This is a genomic window from Serratia sp. CY40230, assembly GCF_052168835.1.
Lineage (GTDB): Bacteria > Pseudomonadota > Gammaproteobacteria > Enterobacterales > Enterobacteriaceae > Serratia > Serratia nematodiphila.
The window spans coordinates 181,029-199,254 of the sequence record NZ_JBJNLX010000004.1 but is presented as its reverse complement, the minus strand read 5'-3'; the positions used below and the strand labels follow the sequence as shown (position 1 = coordinate 199,254).

General features: G+C 62.9%; 12 protein-coding genes. 9 read left to right on the top strand and 3 right to left on the bottom strand.

Annotated elements, in window-relative coordinates; all coding sequences use genetic code 11:
* Positions 1-142 precede the first annotated feature (142 nt).
* The 4 genes from ACJ8IJ_RS15590 (at position 143) to ACJ8IJ_RS15575 (ending at position 4,094) form a co-directional block, all read left to right on the top strand.
* Positions 143-1,579, top strand: a complete 1,437-nt coding sequence (locus tag ACJ8IJ_RS15590; RefSeq protein WP_442518776.1) for a circularly permuted type 2 ATP-grasp protein — start codon at positions 143-145, stop codon at positions 1,577-1,579.
* Positions 1,573-2,499, top strand: coding sequence for an alpha-E domain-containing protein (locus tag ACJ8IJ_RS15585; protein WP_004933382.1), 927 nt, complete (start codon positions 1,573-1,575; stop codon positions 2,497-2,499). The genes ACJ8IJ_RS15590 and ACJ8IJ_RS15585 overlap by 7 nt, the downstream gene beginning before the upstream one ends.
* Complete coding sequence (locus ACJ8IJ_RS15580; RefSeq protein WP_004933384.1) at positions 2,496-3,290, top strand: transglutaminase family protein; 795 nt, start codon at positions 2,496-2,498, stop codon at positions 3,288-3,290. The genes ACJ8IJ_RS15585 and ACJ8IJ_RS15580 overlap by 4 nt, the downstream gene beginning before the upstream one ends.
* 75 nt (positions 3,291-3,365) lie before the next feature.
* Complete coding sequence (locus ACJ8IJ_RS15575; RefSeq protein WP_076740857.1) at positions 3,366-4,094, top strand: proteasome-type protease; 729 nt, start codon at positions 3,366-3,368, stop codon at positions 4,092-4,094.
* Positions 4,095-4,123: 29 nt separating this feature from the next.
* Here the strand turns inward: ACJ8IJ_RS15575 and ACJ8IJ_RS15570 are convergent, their stop codons facing one another.
* Both ACJ8IJ_RS15570 and mgtA read right to left on the bottom strand, forming a co-directional pair.
* Positions 4,124-6,514: a family 20 glycosylhydrolase gene (locus ACJ8IJ_RS15570; protein WP_442518775.1), complete on the bottom strand. Its 2,391-nt coding sequence runs from the start codon at positions 6,512-6,514 to the stop codon at positions 4,124-4,126.
* 266 nt (positions 6,515-6,780) lie between these two features.
* Positions 6,781-9,489: a magnesium-translocating P-type ATPase gene (gene mgtA, locus ACJ8IJ_RS15565; RefSeq protein WP_442518774.1), complete on the bottom strand. Its 2,709-nt coding sequence runs from the start codon at positions 9,487-9,489 to the stop codon at positions 6,781-6,783.
* 424 nt (positions 9,490-9,913) lie between these two features.
* Between mgtA and treR the strand changes: the two genes are divergently transcribed.
* The 3 genes from treR to treC all read left to right on the top strand — a co-directional run bounded on the left by treR (position 9,914) and on the right by treC (position 14,146).
* Positions 9,914-10,861 carry a trehalose operon repressor TreR gene (treR, locus tag ACJ8IJ_RS15560; protein ID WP_015376450.1) on the top strand — a complete coding sequence of 316 codons (948 nt, stop codon included), beginning with the start codon at positions 9,914-9,916 and terminating at the stop codon, positions 10,859-10,861.
* A 137-nt stretch (positions 10,862-10,998) separates the two neighbouring features.
* Complete coding sequence (gene treB / locus ACJ8IJ_RS15555; protein WP_004933394.1) at positions 10,999-12,414, top strand: PTS trehalose transporter subunit IIBC; 1,416 nt, start codon at positions 10,999-11,001, stop codon at positions 12,412-12,414.
* Positions 12,415-12,481: 67 nt separating this feature from the next.
* Positions 12,482-14,146 carry an alpha,alpha-phosphotrehalase gene (gene treC / locus ACJ8IJ_RS15550; protein ID WP_197753491.1) on the top strand — a complete coding sequence of 555 codons (1,665 nt, stop codon included), beginning with the start codon at positions 12,482-12,484 and terminating at the stop codon, positions 14,144-14,146.
* A gap of 28 nt (positions 14,147-14,174) precedes the next feature.
* Here the strand turns inward: treC and ACJ8IJ_RS15545 are convergent, their stop codons facing one another.
* Positions 14,175-14,699, bottom strand: coding sequence for an NAD(P)H-dependent oxidoreductase (locus ACJ8IJ_RS15545; protein WP_442518773.1), 525 nt, complete (start codon positions 14,697-14,699; stop codon positions 14,175-14,177).
* Between the two features lie 105 nt (positions 14,700-14,804).
* Between ACJ8IJ_RS15545 and ACJ8IJ_RS15540 the strand changes: the two genes are divergently transcribed.
* Positions 14,805-15,719, top strand: coding sequence for a LysR family transcriptional regulator (locus ACJ8IJ_RS15540; protein WP_131164145.1), 915 nt, complete (start codon positions 14,805-14,807; stop codon positions 15,717-15,719).
* Positions 15,720-15,963: 244 nt separating this feature from the next.
* Positions 15,964-18,102 carry an anaerobic ribonucleoside-triphosphate reductase gene (gene nrdD, locus ACJ8IJ_RS15535; protein ID WP_442518772.1) on the top strand — a complete coding sequence of 713 codons (2,139 nt, stop codon included), beginning with the start codon at positions 15,964-15,966 and terminating at the stop codon, positions 18,100-18,102.
* The last annotated feature ends 124 nt before the right edge of the window (positions 18,103-18,226 follow it).

Here is an 18,226-nt window from a genome sequence, read left to right as displayed (position 1 = left end):
TAAGGCGTCGTCACGCCAGATCTGCACCGCAAACGGGCGTTTTTCGCCGCGGCAGCCTCGCTCTGCGCCATTTTCGCCCGTTATCGCCTTGGCACGTTTTATGCTCGATTGATTGACAGCCTGCAATGTCGACGAGGTGACGATGCTGAATATCAATCTTTCCACTTCACCGTTTTTTGATGAGATGCTTCTGGCTGAGGGAAAACACCGTGGCCACTACGACGCCTACTGGCAATGGCTGCAGCAGGCCGATCACCAGGCCGTGCAACGCAAGCGGGAAGAGGCTGCGCTGCTGTTTCACCGGGTGGGCATCACCTTCAACGTCTACGGCGACGATGACGGCGCCGAGCGGTTGATCCCGTTCGACAGCGTGCCGCGCATTATTCCGGCCGCCGAATGGGCGATGCTCGATCGCGGCATTCGCCAGCGCGTACAGGCGCTCAATGCCTTCCTGCATGACATTTACCACCAGCAGCATATTCTGAAGGCCGGCCTCATTCCGGCGGAGCAGGTGCTGGCCAACGATCAGTATCAACCCTGTATGCAAGGCGTTGATCTGCATCGCGATATCTATGCGCATATCGTCGGCGTGGACATGGTCCGCAACAGCGACGGCCAATACTATGTGCTGGAAGATAACTTGCGCACCCCGTCCGGCGTCTCTTACATGCTGGAAAACCGCAAAATGATGATGCGTCTCTATCCGGAACTGTTCGCCCGGCAACGCATCGCGCCGGTGGAGCGCTACCCGTCGCACCTGCTGCAAACGCTGCGCGAAAGCTCGCCCATCAACGATCCCACCGTGGTGGTGCTGACGCCGGGCCGCTTCAACAGCGCCTATTTTGAGCACAGTTTCCTGGCGCAGCAGATGGGGGTGGAGCTGGTCGAAAGCGCCGATCTGTTCGTCAAGGACGGCGCGGTGTTCATGCGCACCACCGCCGGGCCGTGCAAAGTGGACGTGATCTATCGTCGGGTGGACGACGCCTTCCTCGATCCGCTGGCGTTTCGGCCGGACTCGATGCTCGGCGTACCGGGGCTGCTGTCGGTGTATCGCGCCGGCAATGTGGTACTGGCCAACGCCATCGGCACCGGCGTGGCCGACGACAAATCGATCTACCCCTACGTGCCGGATATGGTGCGCTTCTACCTGCAAGAGGAACCGATCCTCAACAACGTGCCGACCTGGCAGTGCCGACATAAAAACGAACTGTCGTACGTGCTGGCCAACCTCGAACAAATGGTCGTGAAAGAGGTGCACGGCGCCGGCGGCTACGGCATGTTGATCGGCCCCACGGCGAGCAAGGACGAGCTCGCCCGCTTCCGCGCTCTGCTGCTGTCTCGCCCGCAGAATTATATCGCGCAAAACACGCTGGCGCTGTCCACCTGCCCGACCTTCGTCAACGACGGTCTGGCGCCGCGGCATATCGATCTGCGGCCGTTCGCCCTCAGCGGCGCGGAGATCCGCCTGGTGCCCGGCGGCCTGACCCGGGTGGCGTTGGCGGAAGGTTCGCTGGTGGTGAACTCGTCGCAGGGCGGCGGCACCAAGGACACCTGGGTATTGGAGGACGACCTATGCTGAGCCGCACCGCCAGTGAACTCTATTGGATGGCCCGCTATCTGGAGCGGGCGGAAAGCATCGCCCGGGTGCTGGACGTCACCAACAAGCTATCGATGATGCCGATCCGCGACGGCGGCGATCAGGATCTGCAGGTGCCGCTCAACCTGACCGGCACCGGCCAGCTGTATGCCGCCGCCTACCCGGAATTGACGATGCCGAATCTGGTCAGTTTCTTCGCGCTCGACAACCGTAACCACAGCAGCATCTTCAGCTGCCTGCAAATGGGCTGGAACAACGCCCACGCGGTGCGCGGCAGCCTGTCATCCGAAGTCTGGGAGTGCATCAACGCCACCTGGATAGAGATGAAACTGATCCGCCGCCAGGGCATCGGCTCGGTGGGCGCCGATGCCTTCTTCGACTGGGTGAAGGAGCGCGCCCATCTGTTTCGCGGCGCCATGTTCGGCACGCTGCTGCGCAGCGACGCCATGCGCTTTATCCGTCTCGGCACCCTGCTGGAGCGGGCCGACGGCACCGCCCGTCTGCTGGAGGTGAAGAACACGCTGATGGACATCGACGGCGACCCGGTGCGCGAATATTACCGCATGGACACACTGCTGCGGGCGGTGAGCGCGCGCGAAGCCTACCACAGCATCTACAAGCAGCCGTTGAGCCGCGAGACCATCGCCGAACTGATGATTCTGCGCAATGAAATCCCGCGTTCACTGCTGGCCTGCGTCGGCGACATGGTGCAGCAATTGGAACTGATCGGCGGCGGCGCCAACCAACCGCGACGTCTGGCGCACACCCTGCATGCCGAGCTACGCTTCAGCAGCATGAAGGATCTGAACAAGATCGGCCTGGGCGAGTGGTTGAGCGCCTTTCTCGGCCAGGTGAACGGCATCGCCGAAAGCATCCATCACACTTATCTGGAGGCGCAATGAAACTGAATATTGAGCACAACACCCATTATCGCTACGCCCAGCCGGTGCAGCGCAGCACCCAATATCTGCGGCTGACGCCGCAGGATTCGCCGCATCAGCGCATCCTCTCCTGGCAACTGTCGTTGCCGGATGACGCGGTGCGCACCACCGACGCCTTCGGCAACGTACTGCACGTGCTGACGCTCGATGAACCGCATCAGGCCATCACCATTCGGGTGCTCGGGGAAGTGGAAATTGAAGACGGCGTCGAAGATCGGGCGCTCGGGCACCTGTCGCCGCTGGTATTTCTGCGCCATAGCCCGCTGACCCAGCCCGATGACGCCATTCAGGCCTTCGCCCTGCGTTATCATCAACCGCAGGCGGTGCTGAGCGGCCTGGAACATCTGATGGGCGAGCTGCTGCTGAAGATGCCTTACAGCCCAGGCTCCACGCGCGTGACAGACAGCGCCGCCGAGGCGTTCGCCGCCGGCAGCGGCGTGTGTCAGGATCATACGCATGTCTTCCTGAGCTGCTGCCGCAGCCTGAACATCCCGGCGCGCTACGTCAGCGGCTACCTGTACAGCGAAGACTCGACCCATGTCGCCACCCATGCCTGGGCGGAAGTGTGGGTGGAGGAACGCTGGCACAGCTTCGACGTGACCAACAATACGCGCATGCCAAATCAGCACCTTAAGCTGGCGGTCGGCATCGATTATCTGGACGCCTGCCCGGTGCGCGGCATGCGGTTGGGCGGCGGCTGCGAAGACATGAGCGCCATCGCCGCCGTACAAATGATGCCAACCGGCCAGTAGCCGCTTGCCGATGGCAAATGTTTCGGGCACGCTGCGCGTTGGCGGCGTGCCGGTCTTGTTTTGAGGGATTGTAGTATGACCTACTGTGTGGCCATGCGTTTGTCGTCCGGGCTGGTCTTTGCGTCCGATTCGCGCACCAACGCCGGGGTGGATCATATTTCCACCTTCCGCAAACTGCACGTGTTCCAACAGGACGGCGATCGCACGCTGGTGCTGCAAAGCGCCGGCAACCTGGCGACCACCCAGAGCATCATCAGTTTGCTGTTGCACCGCAGCAAGGACGCCGAACGCCCCAACCTGCTCAACGCTCCCAGCCTCTACGACGCCGCCACGCTGGTGGGGGAAACGGTGCGCGAGGTGATCCAGCGCGACAGCGAGGCGCAGCAAAGCGGCAGCACCACCGATTTCAGCTGCAACCTACTGCTCGGCGGCCAAATTAGCGGGGAAGAGATGCGGCTGTTCCATATCTACCCGCAAGGCAACTTTATCGAAGCCACCCGCGACACGCCCTATTTTCAGATAGGCGAAAGCAAATACGGCAAACCGATCATCGACCGGGTGCTGCACTACGACACGCCGCTGGAACAAGCGATGCAATGCGCGCTGATTTCACTGGATTCGACCCTGCGCAGCAACCTGTCCGTCGGGCTGCCGCTCGACGTGATGATCTACCCGCGCGACAGCTTCAGCCATACCCGGCAATACCGCATTACCGAAGATCATCCGTACTTCAGCGCCATCCGCAAGGGCTGGGGCGAAGGGCTGGTCAGCATTTTTACCCAGTTGCCGCCGCTGCAGCTGTAGGGATCCGGGCTCATACGAGCCCGTCCGCTTCATTGCGGCTGGAGCCCCCGCAGCAATGCCTCCAGCGGGTATACCGCCGCAATCACCACTTCGTCGCGCGTCTGCGCCGCCGCATCCAGCCGGCGCTGCGCTTGTTCTGCTTCGGCCCGGCTCAGCGGTTTGTCCTGCTGATACCGCTCCAGCAGCGTTAAGCCCAGCATGGCCAAAGCATCGACGTCCTGCGCCACCGGCGCCAGCTCCCGCAGCGCGCGGTTGCCCGCGATCGCCGTCTGCAGCGCCGCGCCGTTCGCCTGCCAGCGCTGCAGCCGTTCGCGCAGCGCCTGCGCCGCCGCCTTATCGCGCTTATCCTTCAGCAAAGCCGCGACCTGCGCATGCATGTCGCGCACCGCCTCGCTCTCCGGCGGCAGCGCATCGGCAAAGCGGTTCAGCGGTTCGAACTGATGATAGTTGCCGGCCTGGAACTTCAGGTGCTGGCGGGTGTAATACTGCGCCGGTTCCACCGCCTCGGCCAGGATCTGCAGCGGCGCGATCTGCACGCTGTTGCTCAGGCGTGTGAATTCGCGCGCCGTTTCCGCGTGCTGCTGCAGGCCGACCGACACCACCGACCAGGCGTCGATCGCCGCCAGCCGCCGGTACATGTTGCTTTCGTCGGTGACGTCCTGCGCCGACCACAGCCGCTCCGCCACCGCGAAGGCGCGCGGCCACAGCTTGAGATCGAGCAGCGGCGCGCGCACGTTTTCCGCCCACAGCGCCGCTTCGCCGCCGAGAATGTTGGCCTGCCCCTTCTCGCCCGGCACCACCGGCATCTTGCCCGCCGGCACCGCCGCCAGCTTGTCGCCGCGGGTGGGGTAACGCACGTTGCCGACCAGCGTATAGCCGCTGAGCTTGTCCTGTTGCAGCGTGAACACCGGCCGTGTGTCGCCCATCCAGGTATCGACGCGGAACGTCACCTGCTGCGGCGTGCGCCAGACGATATCGTGCACCGCGCGGCGCGATTTGCCGTTGAAATCGATAAAGCCGCGCCAGCCCTGCTTGCCCTCGATCAGCGTGAAGCTGCCTTCCACCGCGCTGCCCTTCAGGCGCGGCATGCTGAAACGCCAGCTTTGCGCCTGCTCGCCGGGTTGCACCGCCGTTTCGCCCCCCAGCGGCTGCGGCAGAATTTCATTGCGGTAGTGATAGGCGGTGCTTTGCGGCTGATCGAGATAGAAACCGGTGGAGAGAATGCCCTGATAGCCATCCTGCGCGCTGGCGCCCAGCGAGTCTTGCCCCTGCCAGGATTGAATGACGATCGAACGCGGCAGCGACGGGTGGTAGATCTCATCCCAGCCGACCATCTGCCGCTGGTGCTTCTCGAGGATCTTTTCCAGCTTCTGGTTGAAGTAGGCCTGCAGCGCATGGGTATCCGCCAGCCCGTTCTGCTGCATAAACGCCTGTATCGACGGCGACGCCCGCCACTGGCTGGCGTCCACTTCGTCGCCGCCGATGTGCAGATAAGGATCGGGGAAGATCGCCGCCAGCTCGCCGACGATCGTGTCGACAAACTGATAAACCTCGTCGCGGGTCGGATCGAGCGTCGGCTTATGCACGCCCCATTCGCGCTCCATGCGATACGGCCCCGGCGCGCTCATCAGATCGGGATAGGCCACCGCGATGCTGGAGGCGTGCCCCGGCATGTCTATCTCCGGCACCACGCGAATGCCGCGCGCCGTGGCGTAAGCCACCACCTGCTGCATCTGCTCGCGGGTGTAAAACAGGCCGTCGCTGGCCTGCTGCTGCAATTTGGGGTAATGCTCGGAGGCGAAGCGCCAGCCCTGATCGTCGGTCAGGTGCCAGTGGAATACGTTGAGCTTGGCCGCCGCCATGCCGTCAAGCTGGCGCAGAATGTCCGGCAGCGGCAGGAAATGGCGCGCCGAATCCAGCAGCACGCCGCGCCACGGAAAACGCGGCACGTCGCGAATATCCACCAGCGGCAGGAAAGTGTTTTGCCCATCGGTCTGCAGCAGTTGCAGCAGGGTCTCCATGCCGCGCAGCGCGCCGAAGCGGGTGTTGGCGGTCAGAGTGGCTCCCTGCGGCGTGACCGCCAGCCGGTAGCTTTCGTCGCTGCCCGGCAGTGGCTGCGCCGCCACCCGATCCTTGATCACCACCTTGATCGCCGCGCCGTTCGCTTCTTCCCTCGGCGCCAGCGTCCAGCCGGTCTGCAGTTCGATGCGCTGGCGCCAACGCGACAGCGCGTCGCCCAGATCGTCGCCCTGGAGGCTTAACGCCAGCCGGTGATCCAAAATCAGTTTGCCCGCCGGTTGCGTCACGTCCACCTGCTGCGGCCAGGGCATCAGCGGCAAATCACCCGCCGGCTGCGCCAGCGCGCCGCAAGAAAACCATAACGATGAAGCCAGTAGCGTATAACGGAAAGGTCTGTGCATCGGAAATTCCTCAGAGGAAAAAAACAAAATATCCCCAATGAATTTCAAACCACCGCTAGGCGGCAAGCGCCCGCATCCCCAGGCGCTTAGGTCTGCTAAGTAACTGGGGGCGGGCGTACAGCCAACAACGCGGTGGCTTGAAAGGCGCAGGGGAAAACAGCCAACGCTGTAGATAAAGACTCAGCACAGAACAGATGTCCAACCGTTGCGGTGAAAAAGCGGACGGGATCACAGTTGCCCCCTCCCGGCCGGAGGGGGCGAACGGGTTATTGCCAGCCGTAGCGGCGCACGAACCAGCCTTTCACGCACTGGGTCAGCACCATGTAACCGGCGAGGATCAGCACCAGCCACGGGAAGTAGGCGAGCGGCAGCGCCTGCAGCTGCAGGAAGCTGGCCAGCGGCGAGAACACCAGGCCGATGCCGGTGGCGATCACCGCCAGCGTCATGATGCACAGCGGCCAGGACGGGCGGCTCTGGATAAACGGAATTTTGCGCGTGCGGATCATGTGCACGATCAGCGTTTGCGACAGCAGCCCTTCCACGAACCAGCCGGACTGGAACAGCGTCTGCATTTCTGGCGTATTGGCCTTGAATACCCACCACATCAGGCTGAAGGTCAGCACGTCGAAGATTGAACTGATCGGCCCAAAGAACACCATAAACCGCCCCAGATCGGCGGAGTTCCAGCGCTGCGGCTGGGTGATCTGATCGTCGTCGACGTTATCGAACGGGATGGCGATCTGCGAGATGTCGTACATCAGGTTCTGAATCAACAGGTGCAGCGGCAACATCGGCAGGAACGGCAGGAAGGCGCTGGCAATCAGCACGCTGAACACGTTACCGAAGTTGGAGCTGGCGGTCATCTTGATGTATTTCAGCATGTTGGCGAAGGTGCGGCGCCCTTCGATCACCCCCTGCTCCAGCACCATCAGGCTTTTTTCCAGCAGGATGATGTCCGCCGCTTCCTTGGCGATGTCCACCGCCGAATCGACGGAGATACCGATATCGGCCGCGCGCAGCGCCGGCGCGTCATTGATGCCGTCGCCCATAAAGCCCACCACGTGCCCCTGGCGGCGCAGCAGTTTGACGATGCGCTCCTTGTGCAGCGGCGTCAGCTTGGCGAACACCGTGGTGCGCGCCGCCGCCTGCGCCAGCTGCTCGTCGTCCATCTGCTCGATCTCGCTGCCGCGCAGCAGATGATCGGCCTCCAGCCCGACGTCACGGCACACTTTGGCCGCCACCAGCTCGTTGTCGCCGGTGAGGATCTTCACCGTGACGCCGTTCTGTTTCAGCGCCGCCAGCGCCGGTGCGGTGCTTTCCTTCGGCGGATCGAGGAAGGCGACGTAGCCTTCGAGGATCAGATCCGACTCGTCCGCCACGCCGTATTCATGGGTTTGCGCCGGCAGGATCTTGTTGGCCACCGCCACCACCCGCAACCCCTGCTGGTTGAGATCGTCGGTGATGCGACGAATGCGCGCCAGCAACGCCTCGCTGAGCGGGATCACCTCGTCTTCGTGGCGCACGTGGCTGCAAATCGCCAGCATCTCTTCCAGCGCACCCTTGCACACCAGCTCGTGATACTCGTTGTCTTTGGCCACCACCACCGACATGCGGCGGCGCACGAAATCGAACGGGATCTCATCCACCTTGCGGTAGTTTTGCAGCGCCTCCGGCTGACGATTCTGCTCCGCGCAGCTCAGCACCGCCACGTCGAGCAGGTTTTTCAGCCCGGTCTGGTAGAAGCTGTTCAGCCAGGCGTAGCGCAGCACCCGCTCGCTGCCGGCGCCGAACACGTCGGTATGGCGCTCCAGCACGATCTTGTCCTGGGTCAGGGTGCCGGTCTTGTCGGTGCACAGAATGTCCATGGCGCCGAAGTTCTGGATGGCGTCCAGCCGTTTGACGATCACCTTCTGGCGCGACAGTTTCACCGCCCCTTTGGCCAGCGTCGAGGTGACGATCATCGGCAGCATTTCCGGCGTCAGCCCGACCGCCACCGACAGCGCGAACAGCGCCGCCTCCCACCAGTCGCCCTTGGTGTAGCCGTTGAACAGCAGCACGATCGGCGTCATCACCAGCATAAAGCGGATCAGCAGCCAACTGACCTTGCTGATGCCGCTCTGGAAGGCGTTCGGCTGCTCATCCTGGCTGGTGACGCGCTGCGCCAGCTGGCCGAAATAGGTGCCGCCGCCGGTGCCGATCACCATCGCCAGCGCGGTACCGCTGACCACGTTGGTGCCCATGAAGCATAGGTTCCGGCAGTCGAGCGGATCGGCCGCCGGCAATTGCGGCGCGGCGGATTTTTCCACCGGCAGCGATTCGCCGGTCAGCGCCGCCTGGCTGATGAACAGATCCTTGGCCGACAGCACGCGCAGATCCGCCGGGATCATGTCGCCGGCCGCCAGCTTGATGATATCGCCCGGTACCAGCTGCGCGATCGGCAGCTCCACATGCTCGCTCCTGCCGGTGAGCGCATCGCTGCGGATCACCGTGGCGGTGTTGCTCACCATCGCTTTCAGCGCGTCGGCCGCCCGGTTGGAGCGCGCCTCCTGGATGAAGTTCAGCAGCGTGGAGATCAGCACCATCAGCGCGATCACCAAGGCGCCGGTGAGATCTTCGGTGGCGTAAGAGATCATGCCGAGCGCGGTCAGCAGCAGGTTGAACGGGTTGCGGTAGCAGTGCCAGAGGTGTTGCCACCAGGCCTCTTTTTGCTGATCGTCGATGACGTTCTCGCCGCAGCGCTGGCGCACCTGTTCCGCCTCATGGGCGGTGATGCCTTCCGGGTGGCTGTGAAAACGCTCAAACAGCTGCATCGTCTCTGCGGCGGCGCATTCCAGCCGCTGCTGCGCCAGGCCGGCAGGCATATCGCGCGCAGCGCCGCTGACGCTGTCCAGCAGGCTGTCGCGGCGCACCAAACGGCGCGGAAGGCCGCGGGCGAACAGGCCCAGCAGCTGACGGGGGAGTTTTTTCAGTTTCATGGTTCGCACCTCGTCGCCCGGTGCCTCACGGCAGCGGGTAAACGGGGATCGTCATCGGCCGGGCGAATGGCGGATGCGCCAAAAAGCCTCTGCCAACGCAGATCCTTATTCTTTTTTTCAGCAGCAGGAGCGAACGACGAAGCGCGCGCCACCGGTTACCGTGATGTTTTTCACCGGTAAAACAGCAGCGCCAGGCGGAGAGGTTTTACCGGAGAACCGAGTGAGTGTCTAAAGCAGTCGGGTCGGGGTCCATATGGGGTATAACCTCCGGTAAAGGGAAAAACAGAGCGGCAGGAGCGGCCGTTCAGCGCAGTGCAACAATCCCGTTTTGCATCAAGATCCGCGTGGGAAAATGAGCTATGCTGACGGGCATTGTTTTACAGGCCATTATGTTACGCCTGTCCACCTCAACGAAAAGTAAACCATGCAAAACCGGCTGACCATCAAGGACATCGCGCGCCTGAGCGGCGTAGGCAAATCCACCGTCTCACGCGTGTTGAACAATGAAGGCAGCGTGAGCCCGCAAACCCGCGAACGGGTGGAAGCGGTGATCCGTCAGCAAGGGTTTACCCCCTCCAAGTCGGCGCGCGCCATGCGCGGCCAGAGCGACAAGGTGGTGGGCATCATCGTTTCCCGTCTCGATTCGCCGTCGGAGAACCAGGCGGTGCGCACCATGCTGCCGCTGCTGTACCAACAGGGCTTCGACCCGATCGTGATGGAGAGCCAGTTCGAAACCCGCCTGGTGCAGGAGCACCTGCACGTACTGCGCCAGCGCAACGTCGACGGCGTGATCCTGTTCGGCTTCACCGGCCTGACCGCAGCGATGCTCAAACCGTGGCAGGAAAAAATGGTGGTGATGGTGCGCGAATACGACGGCTTCTCGTCCGTCTGCTACGACGACGCCGGCGCGGTGAACCTGCTGATGGATCGTCTGTACCGGCAGGGGCATCGGCATATCGGCTATCTGGGGGTGCAGCTCAGCGACGCCACCACCGGCCAGCGCCGCTACCAGGCCTATCTCGACGCCTGTGAACGCCTCACGCTCACGCCGCGCGCCACGCTGGGCGAGCTGAGTTACCAGAGCGGTTTCCAGCACGCCGCCGAAGTGATCGATGCGCACACCAGCGCGCTGATCTGCGCCTCCGACAGCATCGCCCTCGGCGCGATCAAGTACCTGCAGCAGCAGCCGGCGCGCGCCATTCAGGTATGCGCCATCGGCAACACCCCGCTGCTCAGCTTCTTGTTCCCCGACACTCTGTCGGTGGAGTTCGGCTACGGCAGCGCCGGCCTGCTGGCCGCACAGCAGCTGCTGGCGCAGCTCAGCGGCGAACAGGGGATCCGCCGCCTGGTGGTGCCCAGCAAACTTTCCTGACGATCTGCTTAGAAGTTGACCATTTTTTGTCATTTTGTGATCCTCGCCCCAAACCGGGAACGTTCCCATTTCATTCAAAAAGCCGAGTGGCTAAGCTTTGATCATTACTCAGTCAACACCTCTGCAGGTATCCCATAATGAGCAAAGTAAAACAGCAGGATATTGATCGCCTGATTGTTTTGGTCGGCGGCCGCGAGAACATCGCCACCGTCAGCCATTGCATTACCCGGCTGCGTTTCGTCCTCAATGACCCCAGCAAGGCCAGCCCCAAAGAAATCGAAGAGCTGCCGATGGTCAAAGGCTGCTTCACCAACGCCGGGCAGTTCCAGGTGGTGATCGGCACCGACGTCGGCGACTACTATCAGGCGCTGATCGCCAGCACCGGCGTCAACGAGGCCGACAAGGAACAGGCCAAGGTGGCGGCGCGCCAGAACATGACCTGGACCGAGCGCACCATCTCCCACTTCGCCGAAATCTTCTTCCCGCTGCTGCCGGCGCTGATCAGCGGCGGTCTGATCCTCGGCTTCCGCAACGTGATCGGCGACATCCCGATGTCCGGCGGCCAAACGCTGGCGCAGATGCACCCGGCGTGGAAAACCGTTTACGACTTCCTGTGGCTGCTGGGTGAAGCGATCTTCATGTTCCTGCCGGTGGCCATCTGTTGGTCGACGGTGAAAAAGATGGGCGGCACGCCGGTGCTCGGCATCGTGCTGGGCGTCACCCTGGTGTCGCCGCAGCTGATGAACTCCTACCTGCTCGGCCAGCAAACGCCGGAAGTGTGGAACTTCGGCTGGTTCGTGATCCAGAAAGTCGGCTATCAGGCGCAGGTGATCCCGTCGATCCTGGCGGGCATGGCGCTGGGCTGGATCGAAACCCGGCTGAAAAAGATCGTCCCCGACTATCTCTATCTGGTGGTGGTGCCGGTGGTTTCGCTGCTGCTGGCGGTGTTCCTGGCGCACGCGCTGATCGGGCCGTTCGGCCGCATGATCGGCGACGGCGTCGCCTGGGCGGTGAAATCGGTGATGACCGGCAGCTTCGCGCCGGTGGGCGCCGCGCTGTTCGGCTTCCTGTATGCGCCGCTGGTGATCACCGGCGTGCACCAGACCACGTTAGCCATCGACATGCAGATGATCCAGAGCATGGGCGGCACCCCGGTGTGGCCGCTGATTGCGCTGTCCAACATCGCGCAGGCCTCGGCGGTGCTCGGCATCATCATCATCAGCCGCAAGGCCAACGAGCGTGAAATTTCGGTGCCGGCGGCGATCTCCGCCTACCTAGGCGTAACCGAACCGGCGATGTACGGCATCAACCTCAAATACCGCTTCCCAATGCTGTGCGCGATGATCGGCTCCGCAATCGCGGGCCTTATCTGCGGCCTGGACGGCGTGATGGCCAACGGCATCGGCGTCGGTGGCCTGCCGGGCATCCTGTCTATCAAACCGCAGTTCTGGCTGATTTACTCGCTGGCGATTCTGGTGGCGATCGTCATCCCGCTGGTGCTGACCATCATGGTCTACAAACGCAAGGCCGCGCGCGGCGAGCTGCCGGTTTAATTGACGCAATATGAATGTAGGAGCCTGCTCGCGCAGGCTCGTTGTCACGATTCAAAGGTATACAGCTATGAGCAACCCAACCCCCTGGTGGCAGAACGGCGTCATCTACCAAATTTATCCGAAGAGTTTTCAGGACAGCACCGGCAACGGCTACGGCGATTTGGCCGGCGTGACGCGGCGGCTGGACTATCTGCAGGAGCTGGGCGTCGACGCCATCTGGCTGACGCCGGTCTACGTGTCGCCACAGGTGGACAATGGCTATGACGTGGCGGACTACTGCGCCATCGATCCGGCTTACGGCACGATGGCGGACTTCGAGCAGCTGGTCGCCGCCGCCCACCAGCGCGGTATTCGCATCGTGATGGACATGGTGTTCAACCACACTTCGACCGAGCACCCGTGGTTCAAGGCCGCACAGGATCGCCACAGCCCGTATCGTCAGTTCTACGTCTGGCGCGACGGCGAAGGCGATACGCCGCCGAACAACTGGCGTTCCAAGTTCGGCGGCAACGCCTGGCAGTGGCACGCCGACAGCGGCCAGTACTACCTGCACCTGTTCGCCGCCGAGCAGGCGGATCTCAACTGGGAACACCCGCCGGTGCGCGAAGAGCTGAAGAAAGTGTGTCAGTTTTGGGCGGACAAAGGCGTCGACGGCCTGCGCCTCGACGTGATCAACCTGGTGTCCAAACAGCAGGATTTCCCGTCCGACAGCCAGGGCGACGGCCGCCGCTTCTACACCGACGGCCCGCGCATCCACGAGTTCCTGCAGGAGATGAGCCGCGACGTGTTCCAGCCACGCGGCCTGATGACGGTGGGCGAGATGTCCTCCACCACGCTCGAGCATTGCCAGCAATACGCGGCGCAGAGCGGCGAAGAGCTGTCGATGACCTTCAACTTCCACCACCTGAAGGTGGACTACGCCGGCGGCGAAAAATGGACGCGGGCGGCGCCGGATTACGTGGAGCTGAAGCAGATCTTCCGCCACTGGCAGCAAGGAATGCATAACCGCGCCTGGAACGCGCTGTTCTGGTGCAACCACGATCAGCCGCGCATCGTGTCACGCTTCGGCGATGAAGGCGCACTGCGGCTGCCGGCCGCCAAAATGCTGGCGATGGTGCTGCACGGCATGCAGGGCACGCCTTATATCTACCAGGGTGAAGAGATTGGCATGACCAACCCCGGCTTCCGCGCCATTGAACAGTATCGCGACGTGGAAAGCCTGAACATGTACGCTGAACTGCGCGCTCAGGGCCGCAGCGACGCCGAACTGCTGGCGATCCTGGCCGACAAATCGCGCGACAACGGCCGTACGCCGATGCAGTGGAGCGCCGCGCCGCACGCCGGTTTCACCACCGGCACGCCGTGGATCGGCTGCGCCGAGAACTACCCGCAGATCAACGCCGAAGCGGCGCTGGCCGACCTCGACTCGGTGTTTTACGCCTACCGCCAGCTGATCACCCTGCGCAAGCAGTACCCGCTGCTGACCCACGGCGACTATCAGGATCTGGCACCGGAACACCCGGCACTGTGGTGCTATCAGCGCAGCTGGAACGGCCAGCGCCTGCTGGTGGTGGCCAACCTGAGCCGCGAGCCGCAGGCCTGGACGGCGGCGGGCGTGGAGCCTTCCGCCCAGTGGCGCCCGCTGATGAGCAACTACAGCGACTCGGCAGACCAGCCGCAGGCGCTGACGCTGCGGCCGTTCGAAGCGGTGTGGTGGCTGCTCGAAGACTAACCCCGAAGGGCGCGGCGAGCGCTGCGCCCTACCATTTCCCCAGCAGCGCTACCACCCCGGCGGCCTCTTGCGCCAGGCGTTCATCGCTCATGTCGAACACGCCCTGCACCAGATGCGGCGGCAGATAATCCATGCCGGTCAGGTTGGCCATGGCGTGGAACGGCAGCAGCAGATCCTGCACCGGATAACGGTTATACCCTTGCGCCGTATAAGCCTGCGCGTTGCCGCCGGTGCTCACCACCAGCTGCAGCGGCTTGCCGTGCAGTTGGGTGCCTTCGCTGCCGTAGGCAAAACCGTAGGTTAATACCGCATCCTGCCATTCGCTGAGGATCGCCGGCGAGCTGTACCAGTAAAACGGGAACAACATCACTACCGCATCATGGCTCTGCAGCAGTTCCTGCTCGCGCGCCACGTCGATGCGGTAATCCGGGTAAGCGCGGATCAGTTCGTGAACGGTAACGTTGGGCAACGGGCTCAGCGCCGCGATCAGCGCTTTGTTGATGCGCGACTCGTCGGGGGTGCGGTGGGCGGTTAACACTAAAATGCGCGACATAACGATTCCTCGGTCATAAGAAGATGAGGGCATTTTTCCATTTCCGCCGCGGCGGGTGTAGGCTGTTAGAGGTCACTTCAATTTCAACCAAAAGTATCAACCACTATGTCGCTGCCCTTTGACGTACACCGCCTGTTGCCGGCCTTCCTCGCCGCCGCGCAGGCGCAAAATTTCTCCGCCGCCGCTCGCCAGCTGGGCGTGACGCCGGCGGCGGTCAGCAAAAACATCCGCGCGCTGGAAGAGAAGCTGGCGCTGCGGCTGTTTCAGCGCAACACCCACAACGTGCTGCTGACCGACGAGGGCAAAGCGCTGCTGGCGCAGGTGGCGCCGCTGTGGCAGGCATTGGCGGCGACGCTGGAAAGCGCCGGCGGCGAACGGCAGGCGCCGGCCGGCGTGGTGCGCGTCAGCATGATCCCCGGCTTCGGCCGCCAGATGCTGATGCCGTTGATCCCGCAATTTTTGGCGCGCTATCCGCAGATCGATCTCGATCTGTCGCTGGACGCCCGGGTGGTGAATCTGGTGGGCGAAGGCTTCGACGTCGGCATCGGCAGCCGGGTCGATCCCGACAGCCGGCTGGTGGCCCGCCCGCTCTACCCGATGCACATGGTGCTGGCGGCCTCGCCGGACTATCTGGCACGGTGCGGTGAACCGCAAACGCCGCACGATCTGCTGCGCCACGACTGCCTGCTGCACCGCAACCCGGCCAACGGCCGCCACGTCAAATGGCAGCTGCGCCATCAGGGCGAAACGCTGGCGCTGGATCTGAACGGCCGGCTGGTGGTGAGCCGGCCGGAGATGTTGCTGGATGCGGCGCTGGCCGGGCTCGGTATCGTCAACCTGGCGCGCTGGTACGTTGAAAAGCACTTCGAACAGGGCACACTGCGGCCGGTGCTGGCGCAATGCTGGCCGCGCCCGGTGCAGCTGTGGCTCTATTACGCCTCGGCGGATCTGCCGCCGCGGGTACGCGTCTGGGTCGACTTTCTGCTGGAACATTTTCGCGATCGGCCAACAGGCGATTGACGACTGTTCAGCTTGCGCACGCTCTTCCGTTTTCCTTGTTCTACATCAAAAGAATCTCGCCAATATCTATATATAGTGCATTAAGAATTACGAACACCTATATATAGTAGTTATCCACAAAATCATCCACACGCCGCCACAGCCCTTGCGCGCTGCGGCTTTGCCCTGTGGATAAGCGAAATTTGACGGTTGCTCGCCGCGTCAGGCGGGTATCAACGCTCCCTCGGGGAACAAGGAGTACAACGTGAAACCAGTAGTGATTAAGCGGGACGGTTGCCAGGTACCTTTTGACGAAGCGCGCATCGCGCAGGCCATCGAGCGCGCCGCGCTGGCAGTGGGCGTGGTCGACGCCGACTACTGCGCCACCGTCGCCCGCGTGGTCGCTCAGCGCATGGAGCAACAGCCGCGCGTCGATATCCACGAGATCCAGCAGGCGGTGGAAAACCAGCTGATGGCCGGCGAGTACAAACAGCTGGCGCGCGCCTATATCGAATACCGCCACGATCGCGACGTGGCGCGCGAGCTGCGCGGCCGCCTGAACCAGGAAATTCGCGGCCTGGTCGAGCAGAGCAACCGCGCGCTGCTGAACGAAAACGCCAACAAGGACAGCAAGGTGATCCCCACCCAGCGCGACCTGCTGGCGGGCATCGTCGCCAAACACTACGCCAAGCAGCACATCCTGCCGCGCGACGTGGTGCTGGCCCATGAACGCGGCGAAATTCACTACCACGATCTCGACTACTCGCCGTTCTTCCCGATGTTCAACTGCATGCTGATCGATCTGAAAGGCATGCTGACCAACGGCTTCAAGATGGGCAACGCCGAAATCGAGCCGCCGAAGTCGATCTCCACCGCCACCGCCGTGACCGCGCAGATCATCGCCCAGGTCGCCAGCCATATCTATGGCGGCACCACCATCAACCGCATCGATGAAATTCTGGCACCGTTCGTCGACGAGAGCTTCCGCAAACACCTGCAGGTGGCGGAAGAATGGCAGATCCCGGACGCCAAAGGCTATGCCATGGCGCGCACCGAGAAAGAGTGTTACGACGCCTTCCAGTCGCTGGAGTACGAGGTTAACACCCTACACACCGCCAACGGCCAGACGCCGTTCGTCACCTTCGGCTTCGGCCTTGGCACCAGCTGGGAGTCGCGCCTGATCCAGCGCTCGATATTGAAAAACCGCATCGCCGGGCTGGGCAAAAACCGCAAGACCGCCGTGTTCCCCAAACTGGTGTTCGCCATTCGCGACGGCCTCAACCACCAGTACGGCGATCCGAACTACGACATCAAGCAGCTGGCGCTGGAGTGCGCCAGCAAGCGCATGTACCCCGACATCCTCAACTACGATCAGGTGGTGAAGGTCACCGGCTCGTTCAAAACGCCGATGGGCTGCCGCAGCTTCCTTGGCACCTACGAGCAGGACGGCGAACTGGTGCACGACGGCCGCAACAACATCGGCGTCATCAGCCTCAACCTGCCGCGCATCGCGCTGGAGGCGATGGGCGACGAGTCACGCTTCTGGGCGCTGCTGGATCAGCGCCTGCAGCTGGCGAAAAAGGCCCTGATGACGCGCATCGCCCGGCTGGAAGGCATCAAGGCGCGGGTGGCGCCAATCTTGTACATGGAAGGCGCCTGCGGCGTGCGGCTCCAGGCCGACGACAACATCGCCGATATCTTCAAGAACGGCCGCGCCTCAATTTCGCTGGGCTATATCGGCCTGCACGAGACCATCAATGCGCTGTTCGGCGGCGAGAACCACGTGTATGACGACGAAGCGCTGCGCGCCAAAGCGGTGGCGATCGTCGCGCGCCTGCGCGCCGCCGTCGACGCCTGGAAAGACGAGACCGGCTACGGCTTCAGCCTCTACAGCACGCCGAGCGAGAACCTGTGCGATCGCTTCTGCCGGCTGGACACCGCCGATTTCGGCGTGGTGCCGGGCGTCACCGACAAGGGCTATTACACCAACAGCTTCCACCTCGACGTGGAGAAGAAGGTCAATCCGTACGACAAGCTGGACTTCGAAGCGCCCTACCCGCCGTTAGCCAGCGGCGGCTTCATCTGCTACGGCGAATACCCGAACCTGCAGCACAACCTGAAGGCGCTGGAAGACGTGTGGGACTACAGTTACAGCCGGGTGCCTTACTACGGCACCAACACGCCGATCGACGAGTGCTACGAATGCGGCTTCACCGGTGAATTCTCCTGCACCAGCAAAGGCTTCACCTGCCCGAAATGCGGCAACCACGACTCGGCCAAGGTCTCGGTCACCCGCCGGGTGTGCGGCTATCTTGGCAGCCCCGATGCCCGGCCGTTCAACGCCGGCAAGCAGGAAGAGGTGAAACGCCGGGTGAAACACCTCGGCAACGGGCAGCTCGGCTGAAAAGCGCCGCGCAGCCTATGCAGAAGCCTGTTCATCAGGCGTGATTGTCGCAGCCGGTTTGCCTTCGGCCAGCGCGCACCAACCGCAGCGTACATGCAGTACGTGAGGATTGGCAGCACTGCCC